17 protein-coding genes are annotated in these 18,455 nt (G+C 63.8%); 11 read left to right on the forward strand and 6 right to left on the reverse strand.

Annotated features, from left to right (window positions below):
• Window positions 1-53: 53 nt before the first annotated feature.
• From ACSQ84_RS33270 to ACSQ84_RS33315, 10 genes are all read left to right on the forward strand, one after another.
• Complete coding sequence (locus ACSQ84_RS33270; RefSeq protein ID WP_436215975.1) at window positions 54-1,346, forward strand: glutamate-5-semialdehyde dehydrogenase; 1,293 nt, start codon at window positions 54-56, stop codon at window positions 1,344-1,346.
• Window positions 1,347-1,395: 49 nt separating this feature from the next.
• Complete coding sequence (locus ACSQ84_RS33275) at window positions 1,396-2,022, forward strand: nicotinate-nucleotide adenylyltransferase (RefSeq protein WP_436215976.1); 627 nt, start codon at window positions 1,396-1,398, stop codon at window positions 2,020-2,022.
• Between the two features lie 263 nt (window positions 2,023-2,285).
• Complete coding sequence (gene rsfS, locus ACSQ84_RS33280) at window positions 2,286-2,642, forward strand: ribosome silencing factor (protein ID WP_436215977.1); 357 nt, start codon at window positions 2,286-2,288, stop codon at window positions 2,640-2,642.
• Window positions 2,643-2,798: 156 nt separating this feature from the next.
• Window positions 2,799-3,281 (forward strand): 23S rRNA (pseudouridine(1915)-N(3))-methyltransferase RlmH, encoded by a 483-nt coding sequence (gene rlmH, locus ACSQ84_RS33285; RefSeq protein WP_436215978.1) that lies wholly within the window; start codon window positions 2,799-2,801, stop codon window positions 3,279-3,281.
• A 131-nt stretch (window positions 3,282-3,412) separates the two neighbouring features.
• Window positions 3,413-4,783 (forward strand): murein hydrolase activator EnvC family protein, encoded by a 1,371-nt coding sequence (locus ACSQ84_RS33290; RefSeq protein WP_436215979.1) that lies wholly within the window; start codon window positions 3,413-3,415, stop codon window positions 4,781-4,783.
• The gene (locus tag ACSQ84_RS33295; protein ID WP_436215980.1) at window positions 4,780-6,141 is read left to right on the forward strand and encodes a S41 family peptidase; all 1,362 of its coding nucleotides are present in this window, start codon (window positions 4,780-4,782) and stop codon (window positions 6,139-6,141) included. Before ACSQ84_RS33290 ends, ACSQ84_RS33295 begins: the two co-directional genes overlap by 4 nt.
• A gap of 178 nt (window positions 6,142-6,319) precedes the next feature.
• Window positions 6,320-7,525, forward strand: a complete 1,206-nt coding sequence (locus tag ACSQ84_RS33300; RefSeq protein WP_436215981.1) for a divergent polysaccharide deacetylase family protein — start codon at window positions 6,320-6,322, stop codon at window positions 7,523-7,525.
• 81 nt (window positions 7,526-7,606) lie between these two features.
• A complete protein-coding gene (locus ACSQ84_RS33305; protein WP_436215982.1) occupies window positions 7,607-8,110 on the forward strand; it encodes an RNA pyrophosphohydrolase in 504 nt (167 codons plus the stop codon).
• A gap of 127 nt (window positions 8,111-8,237) precedes the next feature.
• On the forward strand, window positions 8,238-8,747 hold the full coding sequence (locus ACSQ84_RS33310) for an RNA pyrophosphohydrolase (RefSeq protein WP_436215983.1): 510 nt from the start codon (window positions 8,238-8,240) through the stop codon (window positions 8,745-8,747).
• A 10-nt stretch (window positions 8,748-8,757) separates the two neighbouring features.
• Window positions 8,758-9,426: an HAD family hydrolase gene (locus ACSQ84_RS33315; protein WP_436215984.1), complete on the forward strand. Its 669-nt coding sequence runs from the start codon at window positions 8,758-8,760 to the stop codon at window positions 9,424-9,426.
• A gap of 138 nt (window positions 9,427-9,564) precedes the next feature.
• On the opposite strand, the gene ACSQ84_RS33320 is transcribed toward ACSQ84_RS33315, so the two are convergent.
• The 5 genes from ACSQ84_RS33320 to ACSQ84_RS33340 all read right to left on the reverse strand — a co-directional run bounded on the left by ACSQ84_RS33320 (window position 9,565) and on the right by ACSQ84_RS33340 (window position 14,721).
• Window positions 9,565-9,972, reverse strand: coding sequence for a F0F1 ATP synthase subunit epsilon (locus ACSQ84_RS33320; RefSeq protein WP_436215985.1), 408 nt, complete (start codon window positions 9,970-9,972; stop codon window positions 9,565-9,567).
• 142 nt (window positions 9,973-10,114) lie between these two features.
• Window positions 10,115-11,560 (reverse strand): F0F1 ATP synthase subunit beta, encoded by a 1,446-nt coding sequence (gene atpD, locus ACSQ84_RS33325; RefSeq protein ID WP_436215986.1) that lies wholly within the window; start codon window positions 11,558-11,560, stop codon window positions 10,115-10,117.
• 57 nt (window positions 11,561-11,617) lie between these two features.
• Window positions 11,618-12,496, reverse strand: coding sequence for a F0F1 ATP synthase subunit gamma (locus ACSQ84_RS33330; RefSeq protein WP_436215987.1), 879 nt, complete (start codon window positions 12,494-12,496; stop codon window positions 11,618-11,620).
• A 135-nt stretch (window positions 12,497-12,631) separates the two neighbouring features.
• Complete coding sequence (gene atpA, locus ACSQ84_RS33335) at window positions 12,632-14,161, reverse strand: F0F1 ATP synthase subunit alpha (protein WP_436215988.1); 1,530 nt, start codon at window positions 14,159-14,161, stop codon at window positions 12,632-12,634.
• Window positions 14,161-14,721: a F0F1 ATP synthase subunit delta gene (locus tag ACSQ84_RS33340; protein WP_436215989.1), complete on the reverse strand. Its 561-nt coding sequence runs from the start codon at window positions 14,719-14,721 to the stop codon at window positions 14,161-14,163. Before ACSQ84_RS33340 ends, atpA begins: the two co-directional genes overlap by 1 nt.
• Before the next feature lie 709 nt (window positions 14,722-15,430).
• Here ACSQ84_RS33340 and ACSQ84_RS33345 point away from each other — a divergent pair.
• Entirely contained in the window at window positions 15,431-15,916 is a 486-nt protein-coding gene (locus ACSQ84_RS33345; protein ID WP_436215990.1) for a septal ring lytic transglycosylase RlpA family protein, read from the forward strand.
• A gap of 183 nt (window positions 15,917-16,099) precedes the next feature.
• On the opposite strand, the gene ACSQ84_RS33350 is transcribed toward ACSQ84_RS33345, so the two are convergent.
• Window positions 16,100-18,310, reverse strand: coding sequence for a primosomal protein N' (locus ACSQ84_RS33350; protein WP_436215991.1), 2,211 nt, complete (start codon window positions 18,308-18,310; stop codon window positions 16,100-16,102).
• Window positions 18,311-18,455: the final 145 nt, after the last annotated feature.

Raw genomic sequence — 18,455 nt, forward strand, 5'->3', positions numbered from 1 at the left:
TCCGTGCTAGGACATGGCCTTAACCTGATACCTGCCTGATACTTGGGACCGCCATGACTGCGCCGCTGAAAGCCATCGACGGCAACGCCGATTTGCCCGCTCTGATGACCGAACTCGCTGCCCGCGCGCGCGCCGCTGCGCGGGTGCTGGCGCTTGCCTCGCCGGATCAGAAGAATCTGGCGCTCGACGCCATCGCGGCTGCGATCCGCTCCAGTGCGCCGGCGATCCTCGCCGCCAATGCCGAGGATGTCGCCGACGTGCGCGCGGGCGGCGCGACCGCGGCTTTCATCGATCGCCTGACGCTGACGCCGGCCCGCATCGAGGCGATGGCCGACGGCGTCGCCACCGTGCGCGGCATTGCCGATCCGATCGGCGCGGTCACCGAACGCTGGCAGCGCCCCAACGGCATGACCATCGAGCGCGTGCGCGTGCCGCTCGGCGTCATTGCCGTGATCTTCGAAAGCCGCCCCAACGTCGCCGCTGACGCCGGCGTGCTGTGCCTGAAGTCCGGCAACGCCGTGATCCTGCGCGGCGGCTCCGACAGTTTCCGCTCCTGCCGCGCCATCCACGAATGCCTGGTGCAGGGTCTTCGCGAAGCCGGCCTGCCCGAGGCCGCGATCACGCTGGTGCCGACCCGCGATCGTGCCGCGGTGGGCCTGCTGCTGACCGGCCTGAACGGCGGCGTCGACGTGATCGTGCCGCGCGGCGGCAAAAGCCTGGTCGCGCGCGTCGAAGCCGAAGCGCGCGTGCCGGTGTTCGCGCATCTCGAAGGCGTCAACCACGTCTATGTCGATCACACCGCCAAGCTCGAGATGGCCAAATCGATCGTGCTCAATGCCAAGATGCGCCGCCCCGGCGTCTGCGGTGCCGCCGAGACCTTGCTGATCGACCGTGCGGGTGCGCCGGTCAGCCTGAAGCCGCTGATCGAAATGCTGCTCGAGGCCGGCTGCGAAGTGCGCGGCGACGCCGCCGTGCAGCGCGTCGATGGCAGGGTGAAACCCGCGTCCGACGAGGACTGGGACACCGAATATGAGGACGCGATCATCGCGGCGAAAGTCGTCGATGGGCTCGATGACGCGATCGCGCATATTCAGCATCACGGCTCGCATCACACCGATGCGATCGTGACGGAGGACGCAAAAGCTGCGGAGAAATTCCTCAACGAGGTCGACTCGGCAATCGTGCTGCACAACGCGTCGACGCAGTTCGCCGATGGCGGCGAGTTCGGCTTCGGTGCCGAGATCGGCATCGCCACCGGCAGATTCCACGCCCGCGGACCTGTCGGCGCCGAGCAACTGACCAGTTTCAAATACCGCGTCCACGGCACCGGGCAGACCCGGCCGTGAACATCGCAGCGTTTTCGCGCGGAGCGCCACACGCGCCATGGCGCCGTTGATGTCACAGCCATCCACTGCGCAAGCGATTCCGTTCCATACCAACGGCATGCGCGTCGGCCTGCTCGGCGGCTCGTTCAATCCGCCGCATGCGGCGCATCGCGCCATCAGCCTGTTTGCGCTCAAGCGCCTCAAGCTCGATCGCATCTGGTGGCTGCTGACGCCGGGCAACCCGCTGAAGGATAATGGCGGGCTGCATGACCTTGGCGAACGCGCCGAGGCCGCGCGGAAAATCGCCGACGATCCGCGCATCGACATCAGCTGTCTCGAAGCTGTCATTGGCGTGCGCTACACTGTCGACACGATCATCCATCTGCGGCGCCGCGTCTCCGGCGTGCATTTTGTCTGGATCATGGGCGCTGACAATCTTGCGCAGTTCCATCGCTGGAAGGACTGGCGGCGCATCGCCTCCGAGGTGCCGATCGCTGTGATCGACCGCCCCCCGCAGAGCTTCCGGGCGCTTGCCGCCCCCGCCGCGCAGGCGCTGGCGCGCTATCGTCTGCCCGAGAATCAGGCCGCCCGGCTCGCGGATCAGCATACCCCCGCCTGGGTCTTCCTCACCGGCATGAAACTGAACCTGTCTTCGACCGGCCTGCGGAACTCGGACGGCAGCTGGAGGACCAAGTGAGCCACGAAGTGGGCCTTGAAGTGCCCGTTGGGGCTCACTGGAATATTGAAACCGTTAACCCCACATGCCTAATATAGCCCGTGGGCGCCAAGGATTCGGCGTTCGCGATACAGTGAAAGGAATGGTCCCTGGCCACATCTGTATTGTCCAAGTCTGTTTTGCCCAAGGTTTCCAAGACTCTTGCAGAGAAGACCCCTGCAAAGGCTGCCTCTAAAAAGCCAGCTGCAAAAACCGGGCGTAAAACATCGACCGAAGCTGCGGCCTTGAAGGCGCAACCCGACGCCGACAAGACGCTGAATATCATCCTCTCCCGCCTCGACGATATGAAGGCGGAAGAAACGGTCACCATCGACCTTCGCGGCAAATCCGCCTTTTCCGACTACATGATCGTCACCACCGGCCGGGCCAACCGGCACGTCGGCGCGATCGCGGAAAACGTCACCAAGGCCCTGAAGGAAACCGGCATCAAAGGCATTCACGTCGAGGGCTTGCCCAATTGCGACTGGGTGCTGATCGATTCCGGCGATGTGGTCGTGCACGTATTCAGACCCGAGGTGCGCGAATTCTACAATCTGGAAAGGTTGTGGACGCAAAACCCGGTGGCGGCGGAGGCGATCTAACTTCCGGCCGGTGCGAATCGGCTTGCAGCGCCTGTAGCGTGCATGCGCGCAGGTGCGCGCGGCTGGTCGATTCGACGCATCTTCTGCGGCAAACCGGCTTCCACTTTGCCGGAAGGTTTCACTTTGCCGGAAAATGCTTCGGATGAAGATCGTCGGATGAAGATCGTCGTCGTTTCAATCGGCCGGCTGAAACAGGGCCCGGAGCGGGAACTGGCCGAACGCTATCGCGAGCGCTTCGAGGACATCGGCCGCAAGCTCGGCTTTCGCGGCCTCGAGATTCATGAAATTCCGGAAAGCCGCGCACGCGACGCCGCGACCCGGATCGCCGAAGAGGCCGCGGCGATTTCGGCGCTGATCCCGGAGAAACACCTGCTGGTGGCGCTCGACGAACATGGCAAGAGCATCGACAGCGCAAGCTTCGCCCAGCAGCTCGGCCGCTGGCGCGACGAAGCGGTCGCCAACACAATTTTTACAATCGGCGGCGCCGACGGACTTTCGCCCGATTTGCAGCGCAAGGCTAAACTACGCATTGCGTTCGGCTCGGCGACCTGGCCGCATCAAATGGTCCGCGTCATGCTTCTGGAACAGATTTATCGGGCCGCGACGATTCTGGCGGGCCATCCGTATCACCGCGCTTAGGCACGGTGGCGGGAATACGAATAACGTGAATACGAATACCATGGATACGAATACAGAGAGCGCTGAATAACTGGATGCAGGCAACACGGCACATTCAATTGCAGGCTGACACCATCCGCCGTGATGGGCCGTTGGCGTACCGTGTTCCGCTTTGCGCCGCGCTGTTGTCCGCAAGCCTGCTGGGCCCAGCGCTTTCGCCCGCGGTCGCGCAGCTGGCGACGCCCGCACCGCCGGCAACGGCCGAGCAGTCGCCCACACAACAGTCGCCCGCACAACAGGCCGCCGCGCCTTCGCCCGAAGCCATCAAACAGCGCGAGCAGGAACTGGAAGCCGCACGCGAGCAGCAGAAGAAAGCCGCCGAGCTGCAGCAGAAGCTGAAGGCCGATATCGCTGTGATCGGACAGGACCGCAGCAAACTCAACGCGCAGCTGATCGATAGCGCCGCCCAGGTGCGCGGCGTTGAAACCCGCATCGGCGACGCCGAAGCGCATTTGCGCCGGCTCGACGGCCGCGAGCAGCAGATTCGCGGCTCCCTCGAGTCGCGCCGTGCCGAGATCATCGAAGTGCTGGCGGCGCTGCAGCGTGCCGGACGGCGCACGCCGCCGGCGCTGCTGGTCCGCCCGGAAGACGCGCTGCAATCGCTGCGCACCGCCATGCTGCTTGGATCTGTCGTGCCCGAACTGCGCGGCCGCGCGGAAAGCCTGGCCGCCGATCTCGGCGAACTGGTCGCGCTTCGCAAGACCATCGCCACCGAGCGCGACGCGCTGGCGCTCGACCGCGACAAACTGAAGGACGATCAGGTCCGGCTCGCGGCGCTGGTCGAGGAGCGGCAGCGCAAGCAGAGCGCGATCGAAAAGGACATGGAAGCGGAAGGCACGCGGGCCATCACCCTGTCCAAACAGGTCGACAGTTTGCAGGGCCTGATCGCCAAACTGGAGCAGGACCTGAAAAGCGCCGCCAAGGCCGCCGCCACCGCCAGCCTGAAGGGTGCCCCGGTGACCCCCGGCGGCAAGCCCAATCTGGGGGCGCTGAAGGACCCGGCCCGACTCAGCCCGGCGATCGCGTTTGCCTCCGCCAAGGGATTATTCGCTCTGCCGGTTAATGGCGGCAAGATTCGCGATTTTGGCGGTTCCGACGGCGCCGGTGGCGTGGAAAAGGGCATTTCTTTGGCAACCCGGGCCGGTGCCCAGGTCACAACCCCGTGTGACGGCTGGGTAGTTTACGCCGGGCCATTCCGCAGCTACGGACAACTCTTGATCCTTAATGCCGGTGGCGGGTATCATGTCTTGATCGCCGGGATGGAGCGCATTTCGGTTAACATCGGCCAGTTTGTACTTACGGGGGAGCCGGTCGCGACCATGGGGTCGACATCCCAGGTTGCCTCCATTCTCGCCGCCACCGCGAGCCAGCCCGTGCTCTATGTTGAGTTCCGTAAGGACGGCACTCCAATCGATCCAGGCCCATGGTGGGCCGCAAATGAAGGCGAAAAGGTTCGCGGATGATGCGCAAGACCTCAGTAATTCTCCTCAGCGCCGCCTGCGGCGCAGCATTGACGCTCTTCGTGACGCAGCCCCGTTCCGTGCTGATGGGATCGAGCGCGCGTGCCGCGACGTCGGACACCTATCGCCAGCTCAATCTGTTCGGCGACGTGTTCGAGCGCGTGCGCAGCGACTATGTCGAGAAGCCCGACGATTCCAAGTTGGTCGAGTCCGCGATCTCGGGCATGCTGACCGGTCTCGATCCGCATTCCAGCTACATGGACGCCAAGAGCTTCCGCGACATGCAGGTGCAGACCCGCGGCGAGTTCGGCGGGCTTGGCATCGAAGTCACGATGGAGGACGGTCTGATCAAGGTCGTCTCCCCGATCGACGACACGCCGGCGTCGAAGGCCGGCATCATGGCCAACGACATCATCACCACTCTCGACGACGAAGCCGTGCAGGGTCTCACCCTCAACCAGGCCGTCGAGAAGATGCGCGGGCCGGTCAACACCAAGATCCGGCTCAAGATCGTCCGCAAGGGCCAGGACAATCCGATCGAGGTCACGCTGGTGCGCGACAATATCCGCGTCCGCTCGGTGCGCGCCCGCGTTGAGAGCGAAGACATCGGCTATATCCGCATCACGACCTTCAACGAGCAGACCACCGAAGGCCTCAAGCGCGAGATCGGCAACCTGACGACCCAGATCGGCGCCGACAAGCTGAAGGGGTTCATCATCGACATGCGCAACAATCCCGGCGGCTTGCTCGAAGAAGCGGTGACGGTGTCCGACGCTTTCCTCGAGCGCGGTGAGATCGTCTCGACCCGCGGGCGCAATGCCGAAGAAACCCAGCGTCGCGCCGCGCATGTCGGCGACCTGACCAAGGGCAAGCCGGTGATGGTGCTGATCAACGGCGGCTCCGCCTCCGCTTCCGAAATCGTGGCGGGCGCGCTGCAGGACCACAAGCGCGCGACGCTGATCGGTACCCGCTCGTTCGGCAAGGGCTCGGTGCAGACCATCATCCCGCTCGGCAGCGGCAACGGCGCGCTGCGTCTGACCACCGCGCGCTATTACACGCCGTCGGGCAAATCGATCCAGGCCAAGGGCATCGTTCCCGATATCGAAGTGCTGCAGGACGTCCCGGACGAGCTGAAGGCGCGCACCGATACCAAGGGCGAAGCCTCGCTGCGCGGCCATCTGAAGAACGACGGCGACGAGAAGACCGGCTCGCAATCCTATGTGCCGCCGGACGCCAAGGACGATAAGGCGCTGAAGATCGCGGCCGACCTGCTGCACGGCATCAAGTCCACCGCCACCACGGTGCCTGCGACCGGCGACAAGGCGGCGATCGACAAGCCCGCCACCAAGGCCGCGAACTGATCTAGCCAGCTCAATTCCCGCGGAAACGGGCGGCCTTCGGGCCGCCCTTTTTTGTTGCCGGTTCCAACCACCCCCGCGACATCCCGGATGGACGGCGTTTGAGCGCGTCTCGAGCGCTCGATTCCGGTCCATCGTGGTATCTTGGCCGCGGGTTTGATTCGGGGGGTCGGGGAGGTTCATGACGGAAACGGCCGACGAGCTGAGCGCGCCGCTCGGACAGGAAACCAAGCGCAAGAAGCGCCGGTTTCGGCTGCCGTTCACCGTGATGCAGGCGCTGGCCGTGCTGCTCGGCCTGTTCCTGGTCGGCTTTGCCAGCATCGCCCTGTTCACGGACAACCCGTTTGGCGGCGAGCCGGTCGCGCACATTGCCTTGCGCAAGACGCAAGCGGCGGACGAGAAGGCTGCCGCGCCGGCTTCCGGCCACCAGGCCGAACAGGTGACGAAATCCGCGCCCAGGCAGCCTGCCGGTGAAAGCAAGACCGTCACCATCATCGACGGCTCCAGCGGCAAACGACAGGACGTCGTGATCGGCAGCGACGCCGGCGACAGGACCGATACCGAATCGGCGCCCGCCACCGCGATGGCCGGAATCGATCAGCGCCTGCTGGAGAAATCGCGCTACGGCATGATCCCGGTGGTCACCGACGGCCTCAAGCCGTTTACGGTCTATGCCGCCGATGCCGACCGCGCCAAGGCAGCCAAAATGCCTGTTGTCGCCATCGTGGTCGGAGGGCTCGGTGTCGGCGCGGCCAAGACCGTCGATGCCATCATGAAGTTGCCGCCCGCGGTGACACTGGCGTTTACGCCTTACGGGGCAGACCCGACCAAACTCGCCGAGCGGGCACGGGCGCAGCGCCACGAGATCCTGCTGCAGGTTCCGATGGAGCCGTTCGATTATCCCGATAATGATCCGGGCCCGCAGACCCTGCTCACGACGCTGGCGCCTGAGCAGAATATCGACCGCCTGTATTGGCATATGAGCCGGATTCAGGGCTATGCGGGGATCGCCAATTTCATGGGCGCGCGCTTCGTGGCGACGGATGCCGTGATGCAGCCGGTCATCCGCGAGGCCGCCAAGCGCGGCCTCGGCTATCTCGATGACGGTTCCACCCCGCGCAGCGCCGCTCCCGCATTGGCGGCGGGTCAGGCGATGCCGTTCGCCCGGGCCGATTTCACCATCGACGCGGTGCCGACCTCGGCCGAGATCGACCGGACGCTGGTCAAGCTCGAAACGCTGGCCAAGGAGCGCGGGCTGGCCGTTGGCGTCGCCTCGGCCCTGCCGATTTCGATCGAGCGGATCGCCGCCTGGATCAAGACACTTGAGAACCGCGGCATCCTGCTTGTGCCATTGACAACGGCGATGCTGAAATCAAAATCAGGCTAGGGTGCCGGTCCGGGATCCCTGGATTTCGCCCGCCTGACCGCTCGAACTGTGTGTAGGAAACCTGCAAGGAAAATCGACGGAATGGCGCGCTACGAGGACCTGCCTTACCGGACATGCGTCGGCATGATGCTGATCAACGCAGCGGGGCTGGTCTTCATCGGTCGCCGCGCCGGCGGCATCGAACATGTCGATGAAACCCACGTCTGGCAGATGCCGCAAGGCGGTGTCGATCCCGGTGAGGATACCTGGGAGGCGGCAAAGCGCGAGCTCTATGAGGAAACCAGCGTTCGATCGGTGGAGAAACTCGGCGAAGTCCCCGACTGGCTGATTTACGACATTCCGCGCACCGTGGCCGGCCGTACCTGGAAGGGCCGCTACCGCGGGCAGCGCCAGAAATGGTTCGCGGTCCGCTTTACCGGCAAGGATAGCGAGATCAACGTCGCGAGCCCCGGCGGTGGCCACAAGGCCGAATTCGTCAGCTGGCGCTGGGAGCCGATGAAGAATCTCCCGAACCTGATCGTGCCGTTCAAGCGGCCGGTTTATGAACGCGTGGTGAAGGAATTTTCCAGCCTCGCGGGCCAATAGTATTGTGTCTTCGGAGTCCACTTACAGTAGCGACGTCATTCCGGGGCATGCGAAGCATGAACTACGATGTGCAATTGCACATCGTAGTTCGCGCGGACGCGCGCCCCGGAATGACAGCTAAACCTTCATGACAGATACAAAACCCTACCGCCCCAATGTCGGGATCGCCTTGTTCAACGCCGCCGGCCAGGTGCTGATCGGCCGGCGCTTCCGTGACGATGGACCGGAAATCATCCTCCCGGGACTTGAATGGCAGATGCCGCAGGGCGGTATCGATGCCGGCGAGGAGCCGCGCGATGCCGTGATGCGCGAACTCTGGGAGGAGACCGGCGCGGTCAGCGCCGCGCATCTCGGCGAGACCGACTGGATGACTTACGAATTTCCACCCTATGACGGTCCGCCCTCGCATCGCCTGGCCAAATTCCGCGGCCAGCGGCAGAAATGGTTCGCGCTGCGGTACACCGGGGCCGACGACGAGATCGACCCGCTGACCCCGCGCAACGGGCAGCCGGCCGAGTTCGATGCCTGGCGCTGGGAACGGCTCGACCGCGTCGCCGACCTCGTGGTGCCGTTCCGGCGCGAGGTGTACGTGGCGGTCGTCAGGGCGTTCGCACGATTTGCAACCACGCCGGGCTGAGAGAGTGTCGATGCAGATCCGCGCGATTTTCTTCGACGTTGGCGAAACGCTGATCGACGAAACGCGCCTGCTGCACGGCTGGGCCGACACCCTGGGCGTCGACAGGACCGAGTTTCTGGCCGAGCTCGACGCCATCATCGCCAAAGGCGAAAACTACCGGCTGATCTTCGAGCGGCTGCGGCCGGGCTTTGACGTCCGGGCCGCCGTCGCCGCGCGCAAGCGAAGCGGAACTGAATTCAGGATTGAAGCGCGCGATCTCTATGCCGACGCCAGGCCGTGCCTGGCCGAACTGACGCAGGACGGCTGGTTTGTCGGTGTCGCCGGCAATCAGCCGCCTACGGCCAAGGCGGCGCTCGAATCGTTCGGCCTCGCGGCCAGATGGATCACGACCTCGGCGGAGCTCGGCGTCGACAAGCCCTCGCTCGATTTCTTTCGGAAGACCCTCGCCAAGACCCGCGCCATGTCTGACTTCGATCCAGCCGAGGTGCTCTATGTCGGGGATCGTCTCGACAACGACGTCATTCCGGCAAGGCGTTTCGGCATGAAGACCGCCTTGCTTGAACGCGGCCCCTGGGGTCGCAACCACGTTCGCTGGCCCGATGCCGCGCTCGCCGATTTCATCCTGAAAGATCTCGCCGGATTGCCGGCCTTGCTGCGCGAGATGAAGCGCCGGAGCTGAGATCCGCTGAAAGCTTGAAAGTGGGCGCCGGATTTTCCTCGGGACGAGCGGGAGAGGTGCAACTATGCTTCAGCGCCCACCACGGTATGGCGAGCGCTGAACCTGTCTGATTTTCGAGGGTTGGCGCGCAGCCGAGGCTTAATGCATCGCCGTGGCGCTGAGCACATGCTGGATGCTCTTGAAGTGGTCGAGCCGCTCGATGGCGTGGTCGAGTTCGGTGCCTTCCTTCTCGGCGAGCTTGGCTTCCATTTCCGCAATCGTCTCGGCGAACTGTGTCCTGTCGAGTTCCTGCGTCGAGATGGCGACATCGGCGAGCACGGTGAGGCCCTTGTCGGACATTTCGGCGAGGCCGCCGAGCACGATCATCTTCTGGTGGGTGCCGCCGGAGCTGATGGTCAGGATGCCCGGACGGATCGCAGCGACAATCGGCGCATGTCCGGCCAGCACGCCGAAATCGCCTTCGACGCCGGGAACGTCAACCTGATCGACTTCGCCGGAGAAGGCGAGTTTTTCGGGGGATACAAGGTCGAAGTGGAAGGTGGCCATCAGAGAATCCGTTTTCCGCTAGCAACAGAGGCAGTCGTCATCCTGAGGTGGCCGTTCTTGCGACCCTCGAAGGATGGCAGAAGTCGCCCTTCGAGGCTCGCTGCGCTCGCACCTCAGGGTGACGGCGCAGCCTGCTTACGCGTTACGCCGCTTCCGCCGCCAGCTTCTTGCCCTTCTCGACGGCTTCTTCGATGTTGCCGACCATGTAGAACGCCGCTTCCGGCAGATGATCGTATTTGCCTTCGCAGATGGCGCGGAAACCCTTGATGGTGTCGGCGAGGTCGACGAACTTGCCCGGCGATCCCGTGAAGACTTCGGCGACGAAGAACGGCTGCGACAGGAAGCGTTCGATCTTGCGGGCCCGGGCCACCGCGATCTTGTCCTCTTCGGACAGTTCGTCCATGCCGAGAATGGCGATGATGTCCTGCAGCGATTTGTAGCGCTGCAGCACCTGCTGAACCATACGCGCGGTGTCGTAGTGCTCCTGACCGACGACCAGCGGGGAAAGCATGCGCGAGGTCGAGTCGAGCGGATCGACCGCCGGATAGATGCCCTTTTCCGAAATCGCGCGGTTGAGCACCGTGGTCGCGTCCAAATGGGCGAACGAGGTCGCGGGCGCCGGGTCGGTCAAGTCGTCGGCCGGCACGTAAATCGCCTGCACCGAGGTGATCGATCCCTTGTGCGTGGTGGTGATGCGCTCCTGCAGCGCGCCCATGTCGGTGGCGAGCGTCGGCTGATAACCCACCGCCGAAGGAATACGACCGAGCAGCGCCGACACTTCGGAGCCTGCCTGGGTGAAGCGGAAGATGTTGTCGACGAAGAACAGCACGTCCTGGCCCTGGTCGCGGAAGTGCTCCGCGACGGTGAGACCAGTAAGGCCTACGCGGGCGCGGGCGCCGGGCGGTTCGTTCATCTGGCCGAACACCAGCGCGCATTTCGACTTCACGTTCGGATCGGGATTGTGCGGGTCGGCGTTGACCTTGGACTCGATGAACTCGTGATAGAGGTCGTTGCCTTCGCGGGTCCGCTCGCCGACGCCGGCGAACACCGAATAGCCGCCGTGCGCCTTCGCGACGTTGTTGATCAATTCCTGAATCAGCACGGTCTTGCCGACGCCGGCGCCGCCGAACAGCCCGATCTTGCCGCCCTTGGCGTAGGGCGCCAGGAGGTCGACGACCTTGATGCCGGTGACGAGAATTTCAGCTTCGGTGGACTGGTCGGTATAGCTCGGCGCTTCCGCGTGGATCGGGCGCAGGCCTTCGGATACCATCGGACCGGCTTCATCGATCGGCTCGCCGATCACGTTCATGATGCGGCCGAGCGTGCCGGCGCCGACGGGAATGCGGATCGGCGCGCCGGTGTCAGTGACTTCCTGGCCGCGGACCAGACCTTCGGTGGTGTCCATCGCGATGGTGCGCACCGTCGATTCACCGAGATGCTGCGCCACTTCGAGCACCAGACGGTTGCCGCCGTTCTTGGTTTCGATCGCGTTCAAAATGGCGGGCAGGTGCCCTTCGAACTGCACGTCGACGACGGCGCCGATGACCTGGGTGATGTGTCCGGTCTGGTTTGCTGGTGCTGCGGCCATAAAACTCTCTCCTTCGAATTCTGTGCGTGAAGTCCGTCAGTCTGCTCGCGCGAACGGCTAGAGTGCCTCGGCGCCGGAGATGATTTCGATCAGCTCCTTGGTGATCTGGGCCTGACGGGTGCGGTTGTAGATAAGGGTCTGCTTGCGGATCATGTCGCCGGCGTTGCGGGTGGCGTTGTCCATCGCGCTCATCTGCGCGCCGTAGAACGAAGCGTTGTTTTCCAGCAGCGCGCGGAAGATCTGCACCGCGAGATTGCGCGGCAAGAGGCGCGTCAGGATCTCGTCTTCTTCCGGCTCATATTCGTAGGACGTCGACGGGCCGGCATTCGCGGCCGGCGCTTCCACCACCAGCGGGATGATCTGCTGCGCGGTCGGGATCTGGGCGATGACGGATTTGAAGCGCGAGTAGAACAGCGTGCAGACGTCGAACTCACCGGCGTCGAAGCGCGCGAGGACCTTCTTGGCGATGTCCTCGGCGTTGATGAAGCCGAGCTGGCGCACCGATTTCAAGTCGAGATGTTCGACGATCTGCTTCTCGAAGGTACGGCGGAGCTGCTCATAGCCCTTGCGGCCGACGCAGAAGAACTTGACCTCTTTACCCTGGGCGATCAGCGACAGCGCGCGGTCGCGGGCCAGCCGCACGATCGAGGAGTTGAAGGCGCCCGACAGGCCGCGCTCGCCGGTGCAAACCAGCAGCAGGTGCACCTGATCGTTGCCGGTACCGGCCAGCAGCGGCGGCGCGCCGGGCGAACCCGCGGCAGAGGTCGCGATGTTGGAAATCACCGCGTCCATCTTTTCCGCGTAGGGCCGCGCCGCTTCGGCGGCGGTCTGCGCGCGGCGCAGCTTGGAGGCCGCGACCATCTGCATGGCCTTGGTGATCTTCTGCGTCGCCTTGGTGGAGGCGATGCGGACCCGCATGTCTTTCAGTGAAGCCATTCTTAGTTCACCCCGGCGACCTGCTTTTCAACTCGGCCGCGAACCCCTCGTTGGTCATGCCCGGCCTTGTGCCGGGCATCCACGTCTTGTCTTTTCACCACGCCAAAAGACCTGGATGGCCCGGCCATGACGGACTTAAGCAAGCGTCTTGGTGAAACCTTCGACAACCGCCTTCAGCTTGCCCGCGGTGTCGTCGCTGAGATCGCGGCTTTCGCGGATGCTGTTGAGTATCTCGACGTTCTTGCCGCGCAGCAGCGACAGCAGGCCGTCTTCGAACGGGCGCACCTTGTTGAGCGGGAGCGCATCGAGATAGCCGTTGGTGCCGGCCCAGATCACGCAGACCTGCTCTTCCATCTTCAGCGGCGAGAACTGCGGCTGCTTCAGGAGTTCGGTCAGGCGCGAACCGCGGTTCAAGAGGCGCTGGGTCGAGGCGTCGAGGTCGGAGCCGAACTGCGCGAACGCCGCCATTTCGCGGTACTGCGCCAGCTCGCCCTTGATCTTGCCGGCGACCTTTTTCATCGCCTTGGTCTGCGCCGACGATCCGACGCGGGACACCGACAGGCCGACGTTCACCGCCGGGCGGATGCCCTGGAAGAACAGGTCGGTTTCCAGGAAGATCTGGCCGTCGGTAATCGAAATCACGTTGGTCGGAATGTAGGCCGACACGTCGTTGGCCTGGGTTTCAATGACCGGCAGCGCGGTCAGCGAACCCGAACCCTGGTCCTTGTTGAGCTTGGCGGCGCGCTCGAGCAGGCGGGAATGCAGGTAGAACACGTCGCCGGGATAGGCTTCGCGGCCCGGCGGGCGGCGCAGCAGCAACGACATCTGGCGGTAGGCGACGGCCTGCTTGGACAAATCGTCATAGATGATGACGGCGTGCATGCCGTTGTCGCGGAAATATTCACCCATCGTGCAGCCGGTGAACGGCGCGATGTACTGCATCGGCGCCGGATCGGACGCGGTGGCGGCGACAACGATGGAATATTCCAGCGCGCCCTGCTCTTCGAGCACCTTCACGAACTGGGCAACGGTGGAGCGCTTCTGGCCGATCGCGACATAGACGCAATACAGCTTGATGTTCTCGTCCGGCTGCGCGTTGAGCGGCTTCTGGTTCAAAATGGTGTCGAGCGCGATCGCGGTCTTGCCGGTCTGACGGTCGCCGATGATCAGCTCGCGCTGGCCACGGCCAACCGGGATCAGCGCATCGATCGCCTTGAGGCCGGTCGCCATCGGCTCGCTGACCGACTTGCGCGGAATGATGCCGGGCGCCTTGACGTCGACGCGCTTGCGTTCGGTGGACTGGATCGGACCCTTGCCGTCGATCGGATTGCCGAGCGCATCGACGACGCGGCCGAGCAGGCCCTTGCCGACGGGCGTATCGACGATGGCGCGGGTGCGCTTGACGGTCTGGCCTTCCTTGATCTCGCGGTCGGCGCCGAAGATCACGATACCGACGTTGTCGGTTTCGAGGTTCAGCGCCATGCCGCGGGTACCGTTCTCGAACTCGACCATCTCGCCGGCCTGGACGTTGTCGAGGCCGTAGACGCGGGCAATGCCGTCGCCGACGGACAACACCTGTCCGACTTCGGTAACTTCAGCCTCCTGGCCGAAATTCTTGATCTGGTCCTTGAGGATCGCGGAAATTTCCGCGGCGCGGATGTCCATCAGCCTGCCTCTTTCATCGCGTGCTTGATCGAATTGAGTTTGGTGCGAAGCGAACTATCCACCATGCGGCTGCCGAGCTTGACCACCAGGCCGCCGATAATGGAGGGATCGACTTTCACGTTGAGCGCGACGTCCTTGCCCGTCACTGACTTCAGCGCGGTTTTGAGAGCGTCGAGATTCTTGTCGTTGAGTTTTTCGGCGACGGTGACGTCTGCCGTAGCTTCACCCTTGAACTTCGCCACCAGCGCGCGGAAGCCGCGGATCACATCGGCGACGGCGAACAGGCGGCGATTGGCGGTCAGGACCTTGAGGAACTTGGCGGAGGTGCCTGCAATTTCGGCCTTGTCGAGCACCGCGCCCAGCGCCTTTGCCTGCTCGCCTGCCGAGAATACCGGACTGCGGACCAGGCGTTTCAAATCAGCGCTGTCGGCCAGCATGGCCTCGAATCTATCGAGATCAGCTTTTACTGCGTCGATCGATTTCTCGTCGCGCGCCAACTCGAACAAGGCCGTTGCATAACGGCCTGACACTCCCGAAACGGACGGATCTTCAGCAGCCACAGAGACGCTCTTTTTTTGCTGTCAAACTCGCAAGGGAAAAACCGTCGCCACGGGAAGCGGCGCCTAGCGATCCAAGCCCTTGGAATTCAAGCGGGACTTCGATTTTCGACCGGCACGAGAGGTGCCGGGACCGTTAAAATCGCGGCTTTGCTAACATAGCAAGCGCGCAGGTGCAACATGACGGCGCGCGCGGATGATGCCTTGTCGCGCGTCTCTTTCCGTCACTCTTCAAGGCAAATTTCCAGGGCAAATTTCAAGGGCCAAATTTCAAGGCCAGATTTCAAGGCAACTTCAAACGCCAATCCGCAGCAATTCGGCCGTCACGATTTTGCCGTACGGAGCCGCGCGCCGGAAGCTCGCGTCAGCTGCAAACCCGCTAGTTCCTTCCGTATTTGCATGGGCGCCATGAGCCTCCCAGGCGGGCCGAATCCGGTTCCCCGCCGTTTACTTCATAGCGACTTCGTGAACACTAACGAACACTTAATTCATCAGTAATACCAAGTATTGAAATGGTTAAAAATTCGTTAAAGCAACGTATTTAGAACTGCGATTTGTTTAGTTGATCAAAGTAACAAGATATGTCAGCCGGCAACAAACAGGGATTACTGCCCAATTCACGCCTCATTGCCTAATCAAACGGCGACTTCGCAAAGGGAACGGGGGTTCCACTTGTCACACATGTGGCAATACTGTCTGAGGGACTATTTTAATGTTGAATACCAAGAACCTGCTTCCGGGATCCATCACCCGGTCGCGTACAGCGTTCGCTTTGATCGCCGCAACTCTCCTGGTCGGCACCAGCGTTACCGAGGCTTCGGCCAAATCCAGGCATCACCGTCATCACCACCACCACGCCCAGAAGGCCAAGAGCAGCTGGCAGGACGCCAACGCCTCGATCGGCTCGAGTTCCGGTCGCAGCTTCTCGGGCATGGCTTCCTTTTACGGCAATGAATCCGGCAGCAAGACCGCTTCCGGTCAGCGCTTCAATCAGAGCGCCATGACCGCAGCCCATCGCACGCTGCCGTTCGGCACCAAGCTTCGGGTGACCCATGGCGGCCGCAGCGTCGTCGTCACCATCAACGACCGCGGCCCGTTCATTAAGGGGCGCGTGCTCGACCTTTCGACCGGCGCTGCCAGCGCCGTCGGACTGACCCGCGCCAAGGGCGTCGGCCGCGTCACCGCCGAGGTCATCTAAGGCGCTGATCACGCGCCGTTTCCGGTTCGAACAGTTCTGGTAAGCGTAGCGTAACGGTCGTGAATTCGTTCACGCACCGATAAGGGCCTGCCGTCGTAAATGACGGCAGGCCTTTTATTGAGTCCAACTGCCCCCTCCACCGTCATTGCTCCTCGCAATGACGGAGAGGAGAAGCGGCCACGGCTACAGAAAGCTCTGCGGATCGATGTCGACCTCGAGCTTGAGATTGCCTTTTGTCTTCGGGCCCGCGGCGAGCCATTCGCGCAAGTACTCCGACAGGTCGACATTGCGCAGCGACTTCACCAACAGCCGGAAACGATAGCGGCCCTTGATCACCGCCAGCGGCGCTTCGGCGGGACCGAGCACCTGGATGCGCTCGTCGATCGGCGCGATGGCAGCCAGCTTGCGCGCAAAGCCTTCGGCGGTCGGCCGGTCGCCGGCGGAAATGATCAGGCTGGCGAGCCGGCCGAACGGCGGATAGCCGGAGCGCTCGCGCGCATCGATTTCGCTGGCATAGAACGCCTCGCGATCGCTGGCGACCAGCGCCTTCATCACGGGATGCTCGGGCTGATGAGTCTGCAGATAGCCGATGCCGCGGCCCTGGTCGCGCCCGGCGCGGCCGATCACCTGATTAAGCAGTTGAAACGTCCGCTCGGCGGCGCGCGGATCGCCGTTGCTCAAACCCAGATCCGCATCGACGACGCCGACCAGGTTGAGCCGCGGGAAATTATGTCCCTTCGCCACCAGTTGGGTACCGATGATGATATCGACGCGGCCTTCGGCGATTTCGTTCAGTTCGCTGCGCATGGTTTCGATCGAGGTGATCAGGTCGCTCGACAGCACCATGGTGCGCGCGTTCGGAAACAATTGCGCCGCCTCCTCCTGCAGCCGTTCGACGCCGGGCCCGATCGCGGCCAGCGATTCCTCGGCCGCGCAATGCGGGCAGATGTTCGGGCGCGGTATCGAGAAGCCGCAATGGTGACAGACCAGCCGCTGGCGAAAGCGATGATCGACCAGCCAGGCATCGCAGATCGTGCAGGCGAAACGATGCCCGCAGGCGCGGCACAGTGTCAGCGGCGCGTAGCCGCGGCGGTTGAGGAACAACAGCGCCTGCTCGCGCTTCTCGATCGCCTGCCCGATATAGTCGGCGAGCCGCGGCGAGACGAAGCGGCCGCGCGGCGGCGGCTCGCGGCGCAGATCGATCGCCTCGATATGCGGCATGTGCTGGCCGCCGAACCGCGACGGCAGCGCGACGCGCTGGTAGCGGCCCTTGCGCGCATTCACTTCAGTCTCGATCGATGGCGTCGCGGACGCCAGGATGATCGGGATTTTGGCGATATGCGCGCGCACCACCGCCATGTCGCGGGCGTGGTAATGCGCCCCGTCATCCTGCTTGTAGGCCTGATCGTGTTCCTCATCGACGATGATCAGGCCCAACTCGGCATAGGGCAGGAACAACGCCGAGCGCGCGCCGACCACCACCGGCGCTTCGCCCGCCGCAATCGCCGCCCAGTTGCGCGCGCGGGTGCGCGGCGTCAGTTCGGAATGCCATTCCAGCGGACGCACGCCGAAACGCAGCGCGAAGCGATCGAGGAACTGTCCGGTCAGCGCGATCTCCGGCATCAGGATCAGCGTCTGCTTGCCGCGGCGGATGATTTCGGCGATCGCCTCGAAATAGACCTCGGTCTTGCCAGAGCCGGTGACGCCATCGAGCAGTGCGACGTGAAAGCTGCCGTTGGCCGCCAGTGCCCGCATCGCGTCGACCGCGGTGCGCTGCTGGCGCGAGAATTCAGGCTGCGAATACGACGGATCGGGTGCCGGCGGCGCGGGCGGCGGCGGCATCGCCTCGGTCTGCAGCGTGCCCTCATCGACCAGCCCGTCGATCACGCCCGAACTGACGCCGGCCTCCCGCGCGGCATCGGACTTGCCGTGCAGCAGTCCGTCCGACAGCACGTCGATCACCCGCCGCCGCGCCGGTGTCATGCGCCGCGGCGGCTCGCCGACCAGCCGCACGCCAAGGCGCATCCGCTCGGGCCCGAGATTGTCGCCCATCCGCAAGCTCATGCGCAGCACCATGCCCCGCGCCGAGAGCGTGTAATTGGCGACCCAGTCGACCAGCGAACGCAGTTCCTCCTTGAGCGGCGGCACGTCGAGCTTCTCGCCGACATCTTTTAGGCGGTTATGCAGGCGCGGATCGGGACTGGCGTTTTCCGCCCACACCACCGCCACCACCTCGCGCGGCCCCAGCGGCACGCAGACGACATCGCCCGGCTTCAGCTCCATGCCGCGCGGCACGCGATACGAATAGGCCTGATTGAGCGCAACCGGCACCAGCACATCGACGACGCGCGTCGATGAGGCGGAGGAAGTGCTGCTGCGCGTCGAGTGGTCCATCGGGATCAGGTTTAGGGGATGCAAGCGCTGAAGTTAAGGGCGCCCCGTCGCAGGACCAGTGGCACCCGGCCGCGCGGGGCGCAAGTTAGCGAACGGTAAACGAAAGGGGTGCGATATAATCAGGAGAATCAAGGCGACCATAGTC

The organism is Bradyrhizobium sp. LjRoot220 (genome assembly GCF_964252915.1).
In the GTDB taxonomy this organism is placed as follows: Bacteria; Pseudomonadota; Alphaproteobacteria; order Rhizobiales; family Xanthobacteraceae; genus Bradyrhizobium.

What these genes read in the sequence shown, in the direction of transcription:
- ACSQ84_RS33315 (WP_436215984.1), top strand. Translation starts at nt 8,758, where the DNA reads ATGCAGATCCGCGCGATTTTCTTCGACGTTGGCGAAACGCTGATCGAC.
- rlmH (WP_436215978.1), top strand. Translation starts at nt 2,799, where the DNA reads ATGAAGATCGTCGTCGTTTCAATCGGCCGGCTGAAACAGGGCCCGGAG.
- atpD (WP_436215986.1), bottom strand. Translation starts at nt 11,560, where the DNA reads ATGGCCGCAGCACCAGCAAACCAGACCGGACACATCACCCAGGTCATC.
- atpA (WP_436215988.1), bottom strand. Translation starts at nt 14,161, where the DNA reads ATGGACATCCGCGCCGCGGAAATTTCCGCGATCCTCAAGGACCAGATC.
- ACSQ84_RS33270 (WP_436215975.1), top strand. Translation starts at nt 54, where the DNA reads ATGACTGCGCCGCTGAAAGCCATCGACGGCAACGCCGATTTGCCCGCT.
- ACSQ84_RS33295 (WP_436215980.1), top strand. Translation starts at nt 4,780, where the DNA reads ATGATGCGCAAGACCTCAGTAATTCTCCTCAGCGCCGCCTGCGGCGCA.
- ACSQ84_RS33300 (WP_436215981.1), top strand. Translation starts at nt 6,320, where the DNA reads ATGACGGAAACGGCCGACGAGCTGAGCGCGCCGCTCGGACAGGAAACC.
- ACSQ84_RS33310 (WP_436215983.1), top strand. Translation starts at nt 8,238, where the DNA reads ATGACAGATACAAAACCCTACCGCCCCAATGTCGGGATCGCCTTGTTC.
- ACSQ84_RS33320 (WP_436215985.1), bottom strand. Translation starts at nt 9,972, where the DNA reads ATGGCCACCTTCCACTTCGACCTTGTATCCCCCGAAAAACTCGCCTTC.
- ACSQ84_RS33350 (WP_436215991.1), bottom strand. Translation starts at nt 18,310, where the DNA reads ATGGACCACTCGACGCGCAGCAGCACTTCCTCCGCCTCATCGACGCGC.
- ACSQ84_RS33305 (WP_436215982.1), top strand. Translation starts at nt 7,607, where the DNA reads ATGGCGCGCTACGAGGACCTGCCTTACCGGACATGCGTCGGCATGATG.
- ACSQ84_RS33345 (WP_436215990.1), top strand. Translation starts at nt 15,431, where the DNA reads ATGTTGAATACCAAGAACCTGCTTCCGGGATCCATCACCCGGTCGCGT.
- ACSQ84_RS33275 (WP_436215976.1), top strand. Translation starts at nt 1,396, where the DNA reads ATGTCACAGCCATCCACTGCGCAAGCGATTCCGTTCCATACCAACGGC.
- ACSQ84_RS33330 (WP_436215987.1), bottom strand. Translation starts at nt 12,496, where the DNA reads ATGGCTTCACTGAAAGACATGCGGGTCCGCATCGCCTCCACCAAGGCG.